We start from the raw sequence: 14,218 nt of genomic DNA on the forward strand, positions 1-14,218 counted from the left end.
TATGATGAATAAAAGAGGTAAAATATAATGGGAGCCTGATATCAGGCTCCCAATTCTCTGTCCTTTCCCATGAAAAATACTGCTAAAGCTTCCGGACCAACATGGCTTCCGGTGCAGAAATCATAGGTGGTATTTATCACATCGCGCACCTTTATGCGCTTTTTAATCTGTTCAATCACATAGAGCGAATCTTCATATGCGTCAGCATGTGCAACTCCGATAATCTGATTTTCAGGGTCTGTAATGTTGTCGCATAACAGATTGACAAGCTCATTTAATACGGCTTTTCGGCCACGACATTTTCTGAACTGTACAATATATCCGTCCTGGCTGCCCCTTAGGATAGGCTTGATGCTTAGCATGTTGCCAACCAAAGCGGTTGTTCCGCTTAATCTGCCGGTTCTTGCAATATACTTTAAATTGCCCACGGTAAACACACCGTTTAATCTGGCAGGATAGGTCTCTATCGTGTCAGCCACATCATCAAAGCTCATGCCCTTCTCACGCATTTCGCTGGCGTATATTGCGAGAAGTCCCTGTCCGAGGGAAGCATTTAATGAATCCACCAGGCGTATTTTTCTGCCGTTATCGTAATCATCAAGGACAGCATCGGCTGCGACACGGGCTGAGTTGTAGTTGCCGCTTATGTTTTTACTTAGGGAGAAATACAGGACATCCTTGTCTGCCTCAATGATTTCCCTGAAGGTATCCTCAAAGATTCCGCTGCTGATAAGTCCGGTCTTTATCTCGGCACCTTCTCTTATGGCGTCATAGTATTCCTTACCCTTTGCCCGCTCCTGTTCCGGTGTGAGGTCAGGCTCAAAGCAGGTCATTTCCTTTCCGTTGACAAGGTTTACAAATGATAGCACCTTGATTTTATATTTTTTACATAGCTCTGCAGGAATGTTTGCCGCAGAGTCAACAATTATTTCAAACATATTTACCCTCGTATTTCTATAATAATTGGTTAACTGTAGTTATGCATCACATACATTGCAATTATATGCCATTAATATATGTGGTTGCAAAGGATAGTATATGTAGTTTTTGATACTATGTCAATGACTTTTGCTATGTTTAGTAAAAATTTAGAATATTTAGATAGAGTTATCAGGGATGTAGTGTTATAGTAGAAATAATAGATATATAGATTCAATGAAACAGAGGAAAAATATGAGTGATATAAAATTAGGCTGTCACGTAGGCATGGCAGGAAAAGATATGTTTCTGGCATCAGCCAGGGAAGCAGCGTCATATGGCGCGAATGTGTTTATGCTCTACACCGGGGCACCACAGAACACGAGAAGAAAGGAAATCTTTGAGCTCAACATAGACGCAGGCTGGGAATATGCACATGAGCATGGGATAAATGAGATAGTGGTCCACGCGCCATACATCATAAATCTGGCAAACACCGTAAAGCCTGAGACATACGAGCTGGCAGTGGAGTTTCTGGAAAAGGAGATAGTAAGGACCGCGGCAATGAAGAGCCGCATACTGGTGCTTCATCCGGGAAGTCATGTAAATGCCGGTGAGCAGGCTGGAATCGCACAGATTGTAAAGGGACTTAACACAGTGCTCAATCAGAATGATGACGATGTGTTTATCGCACTTGAGACGATGGCAGGAAAGGGCAGTGAAATAGGCCGTTCCTTTGAGGAGCTTAAGGCAATCTATGATGGAGTGGACAGGAAGGAAAGGCTGCGTGTCTGCTTTGATACGTGCCATGTAAATGATGCAGGATACGATATTGTGAACCATTATGATGAGGTTTTTGCAGAGTTTGACAGGGTGATAGGGCTTGAGCAGATAGCGGTATTTCATGTGAATGACAGCTTAAATCCTCTTGGAGCACACAAGGACAGGCATGCAAATATAGGCAAGGGAACCATCGGCTATGATACACTGCACCGCCTGGTGCATGATGAGACCTTTGCAAATGTACCAAAGATTCTGGAAACACCATGGCTTTGTGAGGAGAGCTCTGCGAAGAAGACTATTCCTCCTTATAAAGAGGAAATTGAATGGCTTCTTAAATAAGAAAGCAGCTAAAAATGTATGGAGAGGTTTGGTATTACAGACAGTAAGATAATGGAGGCATAATAGATGAAGGAAAAAACCTACGAGGGAACTAAAAAAACACAGAATGGTTTAAAGAGAATGTTTTTTTCAGTGCTTGCGATATTATTGCAGGCAGTTTTCATGGTCTATATGTTTACAAGGCTAAATGAATATGCGGCAGCAATAAACACGACCACAAGCGTTCTGGCAATCGTACTTGTGCTCGGACTGTACAATCGTGAGCAGACCGCATCCATGACTACACCATGGATTATACTGATACTGGCATTTCCGATAATGGGAGTGTCACTTTACCTGTTAGTCGGACTAAACGGCGCACCGAATAAGATGCGTGCACGGTTTGAAGAGGTGGATTCCATGCTTCTTCCATGTCTGCCTGAAAACGCAGACATACTATCCGATATGTATGAAAAGGTGCCACAGGCAGCGGGAATTTCAACATACCTGGCCAAAAATGCACTTTATCCGGTATATCAGAACACGGATGTGACATATTATGATCAGGCGTCAAAGGGACTCGAAGCGCAGCTTAGTGATTTATCAAAGGCAAAGAAATTTATTTTCATGGAGTATCACGCCATAGAGGACAAGGAATCGTGGCACCGTATCCAGAAGGTGCTCACGGAGCGCGTGCAGGCAGGAGTCGAGGTAAGAGTGTTTTATGATGATATGGGCTCAATCTTTTTCATAGACAGGGATTTCTCGGAAAAGATGGAGAAGCTTGGCATCAAATGCAGGGTGTTCAACCCGGTTGCACCTGCCTTTAACATGTTTTTAAACAATCGTGACCATAGAAAAATCACGGTAATTGATGGAAAAATCGCATATACCGGCGGCTATAATCTGGCAAATGAGTACTTCAATGTGACACACCCATACGGAATCTGGAAGGATACGGGAATCAGGCTCGAGGGAGATGCTGTCAAGTCGTTTACCATCGCATTTCTCGAGATGTGGAATGCATCAGAGCGCAAGGTACCGCGCGAGGTGGATGTATCGCAATATCTGCTACACTATGATTATGAGGCAAAACAGAGTGGATATATCCAGCCATATGCAGACAGCCCTCTCGATAACGAGCAGGTGGGGGAGGATGTCTATATCAGCATGGCAAACAAGGCACAGCGTTATTGCTGGTTTATCACTCCTTACCTTATCATTACCGATGAGATGAGCCATGCGCTGACACTTGCCGCCAAGCGTGGAGTTGACGTGCGCATCATCACGCCGGGCATACCTGATAAGAAACCAATATACAGCGTGACACGCTCCTTCTACAACCAGCTTGTGAAGCATGGTGTGAGGATTTTTGAGTGGACACCGGGCTTTTGCCATGCAAAGATGAGTGTGGCAGACGATATAATGGCAACCTGCGGTACCATAAATCTTGACTATAGAAGCCTTTATCATCACTTTGAAAATGGCTGTTTTATGGCGGATTGTGAAGTGGTGCATGAAATCAGGGATGATTTTATAAGGCTTTTCACTGAGTCAGCGGAGGTGACGGAGAAGTACAGGACAGGAAGAAGTGCAAGGCGAAGGCTGGGGCAGTCAATTATGCGGCTGTTTGCAGGGCTATTGTAGACTGAAAATAATGTGTATCAGGGAAGTGAGTGTATATGAGTGATTACGACAGCAAAATCATCAGAAAGCAGATAAGAGTGTATGGCTCTGTGCAGGGGGTAGGTTTCCGCTACAGAACAGAGCATGCGGCTGAAAGCGTTGGCGCAACAGGCTGGGTGAGAAATGACCCTGACGGCTCGGTATTTATGGAAATACAGGGCACAGAGGAGCAGATAGACAGGGTATTTGCAATGGTGAGTCAGGGTACTTATGTAAATATAGAGAAAATGGATGCCAAATCAATACTGGTGGTTGAGGATGAGCGAGGATTTCATACGAGAGAATCGCTTGGAGACTTCTGGGGACTATGGCACAGATAAACGGAGGCATCATATATGTTTTTTATGATGGGAATAACGGACGGCAGGAAGGACTTTGACTTCAATCAGGTCATTACCTGCGATGAATGTGGCAGGTATGGCAGGTATCAGGTGTATATGACATACATGGTGCTGTCACTGTTCTTTATTCCGTGTTTTAAATGGAACAGGCACTACTACGTGCAGACCACATGCTGTAATGCACTTTACGAGCTTGATCCGGAAATAGGACGCAGGATAGCAAGAGGCGAGGACGTGGAGATATTGCCACAGCATTTGCAGCGTGTAAACCCGCAGTATGGTTATGGCTTTGAAAATGAAAGTGGAAACACAACAAAAAGATGCAGCAATTGTGGATATACAACTACAGAGGACTTTGAATTCTGTCCCAAATGCGGCAGGAGGCTGTAATGTGTTTCACGTTCTAATGATAATATGCTTTTACGAATCGACTGCAATAAGGCAGAGGATGGAGCATAGAAAGAGTTTCACAAAATCGGTATTTGACGATTTGGTGGTAAAAATTATTCCTCTTCAACAAGTTTAACAAAATCATCTGGCAGAATTATCTTTGTTCCACCTGCCTGATAATCTTTTATATTTCTTGTGACAATATAATCCATATCTTTTCTGGATGCCACCTTTTCAACAACTGCATCCTCATAGTCACTGATTGCAGATGCAAGTGCATCCATGCAGTCATCCGCTGTAACCTCTAATATTCCAGTCAATGAATAAAGCTTTCCCATTATCATCTTTGCTGCTTCTATGTTATGCAAATGTTTCCTTATAAGATAATAGATGTCTGTTGCTGAACTTGCAGTAATGTACATTTCGATTGTATGATTTGCTGCCATAAGAAATATTTCTTCTGCACTTTTATTCCATGGCTCTCTTGAAGTCAGGGCATCTATTATCACATTTGTATCTGCAAGAATCCTCATCTATTTTGCACCAAGCCTTTCTTCTTTTGCTTCATTCAGGTCTGCATCCTTTGGTAAGATTCCAAACAGGGATTTTGCTACTTCTACTCTGTCCTGATGTGGATTTGTCAGTTTTGCCACTACCTTTCCGTTCTTTGTGATAAAAACATCTTCTTTTGCAGATAGTAATAAATATTTTCCAAGATTATTTTTCAATTCAGTTGCTGTAATTGACATATCACCACTTCCTTTCTTCGTACTATTATTATACTCATTTTGTACGATTTTATCAATGTATTTAGCTGGAAAATATTACTCGGTGTACTAGTTGTATCCTCCACATTATTATCCGGGGGATATTTGATGAGCAGCTTTTTATGTGTTTCCCCAAATTCACAATGTGCATTGAACGCTCTTGCCATTGACAACCCTATGGAGTATGCCCGGTTGGTCTTGGATAACGAGATGCAGGCTTGGGGGGATTAGGAAGATAGTTTAGATATATGGTAAATCAATCGCCTATTAGTGAGACAATAATTATTTTTACACAAACCAGCTTATTCGTGGTAGAATAAAACCACAGATAAGCTGGTTGTTTGTTTTAAAAAGAGAATCTTATGAAAACCAAACAACCGGAACTAAACAAAATCACAGCACTCTACGAGAGATTATCCCGTGATGATGAGCAAAGCGGTGACACAAAGCACCGGCGGTTATGAAAAGAAGGACAAAAACGGTAATCCTACATGAAAGTACACCAATGCACAGGACAATTACACCTGCTCCACTTACAGTAAAGCAAAGAACAAAGTGAATTGGAATTATCAGTAGATGCTTTAGAAAATGAAATTTAGGAGAAAAACACATGGAAACCTGGTATTACGATGTAGTGTCCATAGACGGAGACTATGCAAATCTAAAGAGATGCGATATTGAATCAGACGATCTGAAGCTTGTGGCAAGGGCACTGCTCCCACCAGAGATTATGGAGGGAAGCAGACTGAAATACGAGCTGATGCAATATGAGATAATTTAGTAACATATAACCTTGAAGTAGGAGATGTTAAGAATGCAGCAGAAATCGACACAAAAAATACTGCTATTTAGTGTAGCAGCACAAAAAGTGGAAAAAATAAAAGCCCTGTGCAAAAATCTTGGGATATCGGTGCAACAGGTGGAAAAATCAGATTACGGACAGAAGCTCGGTGCCATAGCCGGAATAACCGGATTCAAAAAGGATGGTTCAAGGTATAGCGGAGCCGATTTCCCGGCGGAGCTTCTGGTCTTTTCAGGTATTAATTCATCACAAATGGATATCTTTCTGGCGGAATATAAGAAGGCGGGGATTGAACCAATCGGATGTAAGGCTGTCGTGACACCGGATAATGTATTTTGGAGTGCCGATAAGCTGTTTCGGGAGATATTCAGAGAGCACTTGTTTATGAACAGGTAAATTGTAAACGTTATTATAAAATGAAAGAAAAAACTCTATCGTGCAATTTCTAATAATTTTTTCTTTATATTTGTAAGATAACTTCTACTTACAGGAATGGTAACGTTATTTGGCAAAAAAAGTTCATTAATTCTTAGAGATAAAACTTTATTGATATTAACAATATAAGATTTGTGAGCTCGAATAAAAAAAACTGGGAGTCGTTTTGATATTTCATTTAAAGAAATTCTTTCGACAAATACATTTGATGTAGTATGAAGGATTACATCATGTCCATTTTTTTCTATATACATTATATCATTGTAAGGTATGCTAATAATATCGTTGCCCTTGTGATAATAATAAAATTCTCGACTAAATAAATGAATAAATTTATCGAGACAATTATTTATTGTGCCATAGTTAATTGGTTTTAAAAGATAGTTGAATGCTTGAACATCATAACCATCAAATACATATTCCTTAAATGCAGTAAGAAATATAATAATACCTGTGTAACCGCTTTCTCTGAGCTGTTTGCATGCATCAATTCCGGTGAATGAGTTATTGCAATTTAATTCGATATCAGAAAAGAATAAATCACATTTTAGAGTAGGCAAGGATTTAATAAATTTTTTATATGAATTAAGCCAAATAATATTTATTAAAATCCCTGTGTTAGCAGCCCATTTTTTTATTGAGTCTGAGAGTGTTATGAAATCACTTTCATTATCTTCAAGAATTGTGATGTTAATAATCATTAATTATCCTCCAATCAATTATCTAAGGGAAATAAAATAGAAACTGAGAAAATCTCAGTGCCGGGATCAAATTCTATGATGCCATTATATTTTTTTACAATCTCATTAATTCTTTTTATTCCGATGCCATGTTCGTTTTTATTAGAAGTTTTTGTGGTTAAAAGGTTGCCATTTCCTCCATAAAGGTATATACCATTTGAACTATTTGATATAAATAGTAGTAGCATATTGTTATATGGTTTAATTTCAATTTGAAGTCTACGTTTAGTCATGTCTAACTTACAGTTGGCTTCTATTGCATTATCAAGTAAATTACTAATTAATGAACACAAATCCATATCTGAAATGTTATAATTAGCTGGAAAATGAATCTGATGTTTTATAGAAATATTATTATCTAGTGCTTTCGAGAGTTTTGCTGTCATAATACAGTCAATGGGGATTATTCCAGTTGAGATGGTATATGATGTCCTTTCTATAGAGTTATTTATCTGGTATATGTATTTTAAGGCGTCAGAATTTTTTCCGTTTTCTACAAGTTTATATAGAATGCTCATATGGTTCATGATGTCATGTTTAAATACCCTAAGACTATGGGTGGAATTAATTATTTCCTCATTTTGTCGAGCTTCCATTTGATTAATTGTAATACTCTGAATAAGTCTGTCATTTTTTTCTTTTTCTTTTCCAAGTCTATAAATATATATGGAAATATATACAAATAAAAATAGTGTAAGTCCGAAAATAAATAAGAGTAAGTGGAAAAAGTTTTCAGCGTATATTGGCTGTTTTAATAAAATAATAAGTACAATCTCTTCTAATATGACACATATAGTAGAAATTATGAAATAGGAAATTTTATCAAGTTTTCCTAAAACAAACACCTGTGGAGTAAAAAGCAAAAATATGATTACAAATAAGGCAATTATGGATATATATATTAAGGAAAAAAGTATTCGCATATTTCCCAAATATAATACCTGTGAGAGATTTATATTATAAAACTTTATTGGTATTAATAAAGTCAAAGCATCTGAAGTTATTAGTATCAGGCAATAGATAAAAGAGACAAAAAAACTATTAAAAATAGGATTAACAAAAAATAATATTAAGAAAATAATATTAAGTAATAGTACAGATGTTAAAGAAATAATGGTAGATATCTTGCTTATATTCATAAGAGTAATTAATAGTGATTTACATAGTATGAATAATGTTTGTTCAGCCGTATGATAATGATATTGACGTTTAGTAAATTTTGCATTGCAAATTACAGCAAATAGAAACGATTCTAATAGATTTATTATAAATTCCCAAATTATGTTAAACATATATTCTACTCCTTGATTAGTGTAAGTAAATTATAACAGATGCTCTTTTTTTCTACAATGAGCAATAACACTATCAGCAAGCTATTCACAGCCAATTTTATGTCGTTTGCGCCAAATATCTTGTATAAATTCATAAATTGTGTAATTCTTAGATTAAAATAAATATTCAGAACCGCCTAGTGAATATTTGTAAAACTGTACGATGCTCGTGCTTTCACGAGACTGCGAAGTAAATTTTGATCATATCTGTGGAATGGCTCTATTCGAGCTACCTTGAGAACAAGAAAATCTCTTAACAGAAAGGTATACATAAATGAAGAAAAATAAAATACTAATTGGTGTTATATCAATTATGTTTGCAGGAATAATTACATTGGGGATAATAGAATGTAACAATAGCAATACAAAGGATAACGATAAATTATTTATTGGAAATGGCAAATTTTGTCAAGCAAAAAGGTTGAATGGATTGGGTGCCATTTATGATGACGACTATATTTTTTTTGATTGTGAGAATCAAATATATGAATCGTATAATTATTCTAATAAGAAAAACGACAAAAAGCTTAATGTGAATTGCAGAAACTCAGCTTGTTCACACAACAATGATAAGTGTGAAGCATATGTTGAACTTGGTGAGTATTTTGTTTTCAATAGTAAAATATACAAATATTATAACAAAAGTAAAGTTGTATCAGGTGAAAATAGGTTGTATGGTTCTATTGTTGAGGAAGAATCAGGAAAAACGGTCTTTAAAAATTCTATTCCAACTGATATGTCATCAGAATTAGCAATTGATGATAGTGAGGCTATTTTATATGTTAGGGTATTGTCGGATGATATAATAAAAGTAGATGGTGATAGACATGCCTATTTGTTGGACAAGAATTTTAATATTATATACTGTCATTACAATATTGGCAAATTTCCATGGGGAGCTATTTTGAATGGAAATTATTACTATATCAATGATATAAATGAAATTGTCAAGGTAAATTTAACAACGTTTGAAAGTAAATCAATAGCATCAAATGGTAAGGCTTTTATGGCGGATAACGATGAGAATTTTATATATTATTCAAATGAATTTAGCGAATTATATAAGTTGTCACCGGATGATGAAAGTTCTATAAAAATAGCAGATAATGCGCTTTTCTTTTCTGTACAGAATAAATATATATATGCCAGTGGTGGAGATAATGGTAACAAAATAATATATGATAAAAACGGAAAAATTATTGCCGATTATTCAGCTTGTGTAAATATGGGAGCTGATTCTGCCTTTCAAATAAATGATAAAATATATACAATATTTAATGGTGGTGTAGCTTACATGGATCTTGATGGGAAGAATTATGGTGAGATGATGCAATGAGATATGAAATTAAAAAAATATTATCATGTAAAATACTTATGATTTCTATGATTGTGGCTTTTATTTTTTCAATGGCAATTTCATATAATGCATATGCTAATGAGAAAATAGATTTAAGAGAGTTTTCTGCATATATTGGTGATTTTTCAGAACGAAAATATGATGTGATAGAGCAAAAAGTAATGGAGCTACAAAACAAATATGAAGAAACACAAAATGAAGATGTAATGGATGAAATGTTTGTTTATCTGACATTGGATAAAGATGCTTTAAATTGTCATAATGTTGTTGAATATAGGGATAGTGTTATTTCTGATTCTGAAATTAAAATAAAAACTGAGTCTGGATATTATAAGAGAATGAACGAAACGATAAATAAATTATATGGAAAGAAGACTAATCTTGTAATTGGAGAAAGTGAGACTTTAAATGAAGTATATGATTTATTTTGCGTAACTGATATTGTAGATATTGTATTTATTATTGTAATTATTTTATTTTCTTCTTTTTTGTTTTTGAATGAACATAATAACAATACATTTTATATGATTAAATCATCATATAGAGGTGGGAAGTTATCTTATCGGAATAAAATAGTGGTAACATTATTTTTTTCGATAATGGCATCAGTGGTTGAAACTTTGGGAATGACAATATGGTCTGTTTTTTGGAATAAAATAGATCAATGGAATACATCAATTCTCTTAAATAACGCTTTCTTACATTCACCTTATAGTATTACTTTATTTGAGATGATAATTGGAGTAGTAATTATGAGGGCAATTGGTTTTTTTGTATTATCTAGTGTATTTATTTTTGTTTCTTTATTTTTTAAAAGTAATATTGTGCCGATAGCGATTAATACATTTATTGGTCTGGGAGGTATAGCAATTAATTATATTTTATCAGGAAAATATTTTGCTTTATCCGGTGGCACAATCAGAGAAGCTGAAAATTATGATATTCTTAGAAAGTATACACCGTTTCCATTGATTAGTGAAAGTGTCAATTATTTTAAGGAATATGAACCTATCAATTTAATGGGAGTTCCAATTCAGTTATTAAGTTATTCTTTAATAATTAATCTGGTTTTTGCAATTATAGTGATAGCGCTGGGTTACTATTTTTATAACACGAATTTTAGGGAAAGTTGAGTTCAAAAATATCATGCTAGAGTTAATTGATATAAAAAAAAGATATGGCAGTAAAGAAGTATTGCATGGAATCAGCATCAAATTTGAAAATGGTATTTATGGATTGATTGGACCAAATGGATCTGGTAAATCTACTATTATGAATATAATGTCAGATGTTTTGGATATGAGTTCAGGCAAAATTTTATATAATGGAACTGATATAAAAGAATTAGATGACAGATATAGGGAAAAAATTGGTTTTTTGCCACAAAATGTAGGTTATTATCCAAATTTCACAGCAAAAAAAACCATAGAGTATTTTGGGTATCTTAGAGGTGTAAATAAAAAAGAATTAGATTCAAACGTGGAACAGGTGTTAAGGGATGTTAATTTGTATGAGAATCGTAACGATAAGGTTAAATCTTTTTCAGGAGGAATGAAGCAAAGACTTGGAATTGCAATAACATGTGTAGCTAATCCGGAGATTATTATTTTTGACGAACCGACAGTGGGACTTGATCCGGAAGAAAGGGCAAGATTTAAAAATCTAATTAGAAAATTATCTAAAACAAAAACTATTGTATTATCAACACATATTTTATCAGACGTAGAGGAAGTGGCTGACTATATAATATTGATTAAAGAAGGATGTCTGACAAAATTTGAGAAGATTGGTGGGAAGGATAATGAATAATGTTACCAAAATGGAATTATACAAAGTTCTTTCAAAACCTCAGGTATATATAATTTTTGTTGTTGGACTAATTATTCAAAGCATCATGGCGGGACAGATGAGAACAACTATGTTTAATGGATATCATAAGTCTGTGTATGAAAATTATATGAATGAAATGGAAGGCGAATATTCAATTGAAAAAAAAGAATACATCAATTCAGAATATCAGAAATTCCAAGCTATTATCGATGATAAGCAAAAGAATGAAATTGCATTTAATAATGGCAAAATAGATGGTAAGGATTATCATTCTATAATCAACGAAGAAAAGAAAGCTCAATATAGAATAGCAACTGTCAAATACATTGTTGAGAAAACAGAGTATTATGATAGTCTGGATAAAAGTGCACAATATTTTTATGATATTGAAATAAGTGATTATATTGAAAATTTGAGGTTTAATGTTATACCGATAATAGTTATTCTATTGATTGTGGTACCTATGTATACAGATGATATATATGCAGGAACATTAGCTATGATTAAATCATCTAAAAATGGAAGAATGATATTGTTAAAATCGCGGCTGAACATTAGTTTATTAATTTCGTTGTTGATATGTATATTATTTGCATTTGTTGAATTTGTGACAAAGTACATTATATTTGATTTAGGAAATCTGAATGCAGGGGTTGAAAGTCTGATGATTGAGAGGACTATGCATTTACCATATATTATATCGGACTTGTCTATATGGCAATTTATTGTTTTATTATATCTGTTCTATCTTATAATCTCGGTTATGATTAGCATAATTGGTTTATTAGTTTCTAAAATATCACGAGGAAATATAGAAGCATTTTCAATAATGAGCGTTATTATTGTAGGTGTTTCGTATATTTTAAATATTTTGTGACTGATATGTAATGACTTTTCAATAAAGAGACTGAATATGACGTTTGCAGACTTTGAAAGGGCGATGCAAAAGGCGGGATACAAGCTCTAATCAACCAGTCCCTTATTCTTCCATTTTCCGCTCTTCCAGCGCAGCACCATGCCGACAGCCCTGATGCACTCGTCACTTGCGAGTCCGATGTAAGCACCGACTGCGAGAAGCCCCAGATGCAGTCCGAAGAAGTATGTTCCACCGACCGCCGCAAGGTACATGAAAACAGCACCCATGACAACCGGGAATACGGCGTCACCGCTTGTCTTCAGTGCCTGACCATATACCAGATTGGTGACTCTTCCAAACTCCAGCACAATATCGATGGCGAGAAGCTTTGTGACAAGATTTATCATCTGTACGTCATTCGTGAAGATTCGTACAATATAGTTACCTAAAAGCGCAAATGTGATAGAAAGGCAGGATGCCGTAATCACACCGTAGATAGCGGCCTTGCGAGTGCCCCTATCACATTCGTCATACTCCTTTGCTCCGATATGCCAGCCGGTCAGGATGGCATTTGCCTGAGCTAAGGCAGCACCGATACAGTATGAAAAGTTAGCAATCTGTGTGGCATAAGAGCGCGCAGTGACGTTCAGTCCGTCAGCATCCATCTGGTTCATGAATCGCACTACAAGAGTCATTGCGATATTGTAAAGCGCGGTTTCACAGGCAGACGGGAAGCCAATCTTTATAATCTGTCCGAGAATTTTTCCGGGAGCTATGCGCTCGGGACTGTCCTTTGCCTTGATGAGCACAGCGCCCATTGTGGCAACAATAATCAGATTGATAATACGTGAAATAACCGTTGCTGTGGCAACACCCATGACGCCCCAGTTCATTACAAAGAGAAAAACAGCGTTAAGTATAAAGTTAATGACATTTCCAATAATTGATGCCCAAAGGGATTGCTTTGTGTAGCCGAAAACTCTCAGGTAGCTTGAAAAAATCGGTATGAGAGCATTTAAAAAGCAGGCACCTCCAACAATGCGCAGATAAGTATTTGCCGAATCAAAGAGCGCCGGTGCAATGCTGACCATTCTAAGAATATTACCGGAAAAAACAGCCAGAAATACAGACATGAGCACACCTATTACAGCATTAAATATAAGCCCAAGCTGCCTTGCCTGATATGCTATACCCGGTTTTCCGGCACCGATATTCTGCGTCATGACAGCAACCATACCGCTTGAGATGACGCCAAACATGATGATGAAAACGGAGATATATGTATTTGCCGTGCCGACAGCACCAACCGCCTGGTCGCTCACGGATGACAGCATAAGAGTGTCGACCATGCCTGACAGCATGTAAAAAAGTGTTTCGAAGCATATTGGAATGGAAAGCTGTGTAAGTGTTTTTCTTTGAACCTGCATATAGATTACCTCATTTATAATGTATGTATACTTTTATAATGTATGTATACTTTTATAATGTATGTATACTTTGTGATATTAACAGAAAGAATGCAAACTTCTCATTATAAACTTCATTTGGGAGAGGAAGATATAAAGAAGAGAAGCTTGCATGCATCAATATATTACATTATCACAAATAATTCTTGTATTATTTCAAGGAAAAATTGTACTATTTCTACTTTATCTATAACTGAG

The 14,218-nt window shown here is 36.1% G+C and carries 16 protein-coding genes; 10 read left to right on the forward strand and 6 right to left on the reverse strand.

Going from position 1 to position 14,218, the window contains the following annotated elements; all coding sequences use genetic code 11:
* Positions 1-41: 41 nt before the first annotated feature.
* Positions 42-938, reverse strand: a complete 897-nt coding sequence (locus EUBREC_RS00895) for a DegV family protein (protein WP_012741122.1) — start codon at positions 936-938, stop codon at positions 42-44.
* Positions 939-1,173: 235 nt separating this feature from the next.
* Between EUBREC_RS00895 and EUBREC_RS00900 the strand changes: the two genes are divergently transcribed.
* The 4 genes from EUBREC_RS00900 (at position 1,174) to EUBREC_RS00915 (ending at position 4,436) form a co-directional block, all read left to right on the forward strand.
* Positions 1,174-2,040, forward strand: a complete 867-nt coding sequence (locus EUBREC_RS00900) for a deoxyribonuclease IV (RefSeq protein ID WP_015517646.1) — start codon at positions 1,174-1,176, stop codon at positions 2,038-2,040.
* Positions 2,041-2,106: 66 nt separating this feature from the next.
* Entirely contained in the window at positions 2,107-3,666 is a 1,560-nt protein-coding gene (cls, locus tag EUBREC_RS00905; RefSeq protein ID WP_012741124.1) for a cardiolipin synthase, read from the forward strand.
* 35 nt (positions 3,667-3,701) lie between these two features.
* A complete protein-coding gene (locus EUBREC_RS00910; RefSeq protein WP_012741125.1) occupies positions 3,702-4,025 on the forward strand; it encodes an acylphosphatase in 324 nt (107 codons plus the stop codon).
* A 15-nt stretch (positions 4,026-4,040) separates the two neighbouring features.
* Complete coding sequence (locus EUBREC_RS00915; protein WP_012741126.1) at positions 4,041-4,436, forward strand: zinc ribbon domain-containing protein; 396 nt, start codon at positions 4,041-4,043, stop codon at positions 4,434-4,436.
* A gap of 113 nt (positions 4,437-4,549) precedes the next feature.
* Here EUBREC_RS00915 and EUBREC_RS00920 read toward each other — a convergent pair whose 3' ends face one another.
* Positions 4,550-4,969 (reverse strand): PIN domain-containing protein, encoded by a 420-nt coding sequence (locus tag EUBREC_RS00920; RefSeq protein WP_012741128.1) that lies wholly within the window; start codon positions 4,967-4,969, stop codon positions 4,550-4,552.
* On the reverse strand, positions 4,970-5,185 hold the full coding sequence (locus EUBREC_RS00925) for a type II toxin-antitoxin system Phd/YefM family antitoxin (RefSeq protein ID WP_012741129.1): 216 nt from the start codon (positions 5,183-5,185) through the stop codon (positions 4,970-4,972). It lies immediately after the preceding gene.
* A gap of 628 nt (positions 5,186-5,813) precedes the next feature.
* Between EUBREC_RS00925 and EUBREC_RS00930 the strand changes: the two genes are divergently transcribed.
* Positions 5,814-5,984, forward strand: a complete 171-nt coding sequence (locus tag EUBREC_RS00930) for a hypothetical protein (protein WP_012741131.1) — start codon at positions 5,814-5,816, stop codon at positions 5,982-5,984.
* 33 nt (positions 5,985-6,017) lie between these two features.
* Positions 6,018-6,401, forward strand: coding sequence for a DUF3783 domain-containing protein (locus EUBREC_RS00935; protein WP_012741132.1), 384 nt, complete (start codon positions 6,018-6,020; stop codon positions 6,399-6,401).
* A 35-nt stretch (positions 6,402-6,436) separates the two neighbouring features.
* Here the strand turns inward: EUBREC_RS00935 and EUBREC_RS00940 are convergent, their stop codons facing one another.
* Both EUBREC_RS00940 and EUBREC_RS00945 read right to left on the reverse strand, forming a co-directional pair.
* On the reverse strand, positions 6,437-7,141 hold the full coding sequence (locus EUBREC_RS00940; protein WP_012741133.1) for a LytR/AlgR family response regulator transcription factor: 705 nt from the start codon (positions 7,139-7,141) through the stop codon (positions 6,437-6,439).
* Positions 7,142-7,155: 14 nt separating this feature from the next.
* Entirely contained in the window at positions 7,156-8,472 is a 1,317-nt protein-coding gene (locus EUBREC_RS00945; protein WP_012741134.1) for a sensor histidine kinase, read from the reverse strand.
* A 313-nt stretch (positions 8,473-8,785) separates the two neighbouring features.
* On the opposite strand from EUBREC_RS00945, the gene EUBREC_RS00950 reads away from it, so the two are divergent.
* From EUBREC_RS00950 to EUBREC_RS00965, 4 genes are read left to right on the forward strand one after another with little or no spacing between them, the layout of a single operon-like run.
* Positions 8,786-9,847 carry a hypothetical protein gene (locus tag EUBREC_RS00950; RefSeq protein ID WP_012741135.1) on the forward strand — a complete coding sequence of 354 codons (1,062 nt, stop codon included), beginning with the start codon at positions 8,786-8,788 and terminating at the stop codon, positions 9,845-9,847.
* Positions 9,844-11,001, forward strand: a complete 1,158-nt coding sequence (locus tag EUBREC_RS00955; RefSeq protein WP_012741136.1) for an ABC-2 transporter permease — start codon at positions 9,844-9,846, stop codon at positions 10,999-11,001. Before EUBREC_RS00950 ends, EUBREC_RS00955 begins: the two co-directional genes overlap by 4 nt.
* Positions 11,002-11,014: 13 nt before the next feature.
* On the forward strand, positions 11,015-11,677 hold the full coding sequence (locus EUBREC_RS00960; RefSeq protein WP_012741137.1) for an ATP-binding cassette domain-containing protein: 663 nt from the start codon (positions 11,015-11,017) through the stop codon (positions 11,675-11,677).
* Positions 11,670-12,575, forward strand: a complete 906-nt coding sequence (locus tag EUBREC_RS00965) for a hypothetical protein (RefSeq protein WP_012741138.1) — start codon at positions 11,670-11,672, stop codon at positions 12,573-12,575. The genes EUBREC_RS00960 and EUBREC_RS00965 overlap by 8 nt, the downstream gene beginning before the upstream one ends.
* An 86-nt stretch (positions 12,576-12,661) precedes the next feature.
* Here the strand turns inward: EUBREC_RS00965 and EUBREC_RS00970 are convergent, their stop codons facing one another.
* On the reverse strand, positions 12,662-13,981 hold the full coding sequence (locus tag EUBREC_RS00970) for an MATE family efflux transporter (RefSeq protein WP_012741139.1): 1,320 nt from the start codon (positions 13,979-13,981) through the stop codon (positions 12,662-12,664).
* Positions 13,982-14,218 lie beyond the last annotated feature (237 nt).

The sequence above is a fragment of the Agathobacter rectalis ATCC 33656 genome, assembly GCF_000020605.1.
In the GTDB taxonomy this organism is placed as follows: Bacteria; Bacillota; Clostridia; order Lachnospirales; family Lachnospiraceae; genus Roseburia; species Roseburia rectalis.

Bases quoted from the DNA above. Each gene is read 5' to 3' on its own strand.
- EUBREC_RS00895 (WP_012741122.1), bottom strand. From the start codon at position 938: ATGTTTGAAATAATTGTTGACTCTGCGGCAAACATTCCTGCAGAGCTA.
- EUBREC_RS00900 (WP_015517646.1), top strand. From the start codon at position 1,174: ATGAGTGATATAAAATTAGGCTGTCACGTAGGCATGGCAGGAAAAGAT.
- cls (WP_012741124.1), top strand. From the start codon at position 2,107: ATGAAGGAAAAAACCTACGAGGGAACTAAAAAAACACAGAATGGTTTA.
- EUBREC_RS00910 (WP_012741125.1), top strand. From the start codon at position 3,702: ATGAGTGATTACGACAGCAAAATCATCAGAAAGCAGATAAGAGTGTAT.
- EUBREC_RS00915 (WP_012741126.1), top strand. From the start codon at position 4,041: ATGTTTTTTATGATGGGAATAACGGACGGCAGGAAGGACTTTGACTTC.
- EUBREC_RS00920 (WP_012741128.1), bottom strand. From the start codon at position 4,969: ATGAGGATTCTTGCAGATACAAATGTGATAATAGATGCCCTGACTTCA.
- EUBREC_RS00925 (WP_012741129.1), bottom strand. From the start codon at position 5,185: ATGTCAATTACAGCAACTGAATTGAAAAATAATCTTGGAAAATATTTA.
- EUBREC_RS00930 (WP_012741131.1), top strand. From the start codon at position 5,814: ATGGAAACCTGGTATTACGATGTAGTGTCCATAGACGGAGACTATGCA.
- EUBREC_RS00935 (WP_012741132.1), top strand. From the start codon at position 6,018: ATGCAGCAGAAATCGACACAAAAAATACTGCTATTTAGTGTAGCAGCA.
- EUBREC_RS00940 (WP_012741133.1), bottom strand. From the start codon at position 7,141: ATGATTATTAACATCACAATTCTTGAAGATAATGAAAGTGATTTCATA.
- EUBREC_RS00945 (WP_012741134.1), bottom strand. From the start codon at position 8,472: ATGTTTAACATAATTTGGGAATTTATAATAAATCTATTAGAATCGTTT.
- EUBREC_RS00950 (WP_012741135.1), top strand. From the start codon at position 8,786: ATGAAGAAAAATAAAATACTAATTGGTGTTATATCAATTATGTTTGCA.
- EUBREC_RS00955 (WP_012741136.1), top strand. From the start codon at position 9,844: ATGAGATATGAAATTAAAAAAATATTATCATGTAAAATACTTATGATT.
- EUBREC_RS00960 (WP_012741137.1), top strand. From the start codon at position 11,015: ATGCTAGAGTTAATTGATATAAAAAAAAGATATGGCAGTAAAGAAGTA.
- EUBREC_RS00965 (WP_012741138.1), top strand. From the start codon at position 11,670: ATGAATAATGTTACCAAAATGGAATTATACAAAGTTCTTTCAAAACCT.
- EUBREC_RS00970 (WP_012741139.1), bottom strand. From the start codon at position 13,981: ATGCAGGTTCAAAGAAAAACACTTACACAGCTTTCCATTCCAATATGC.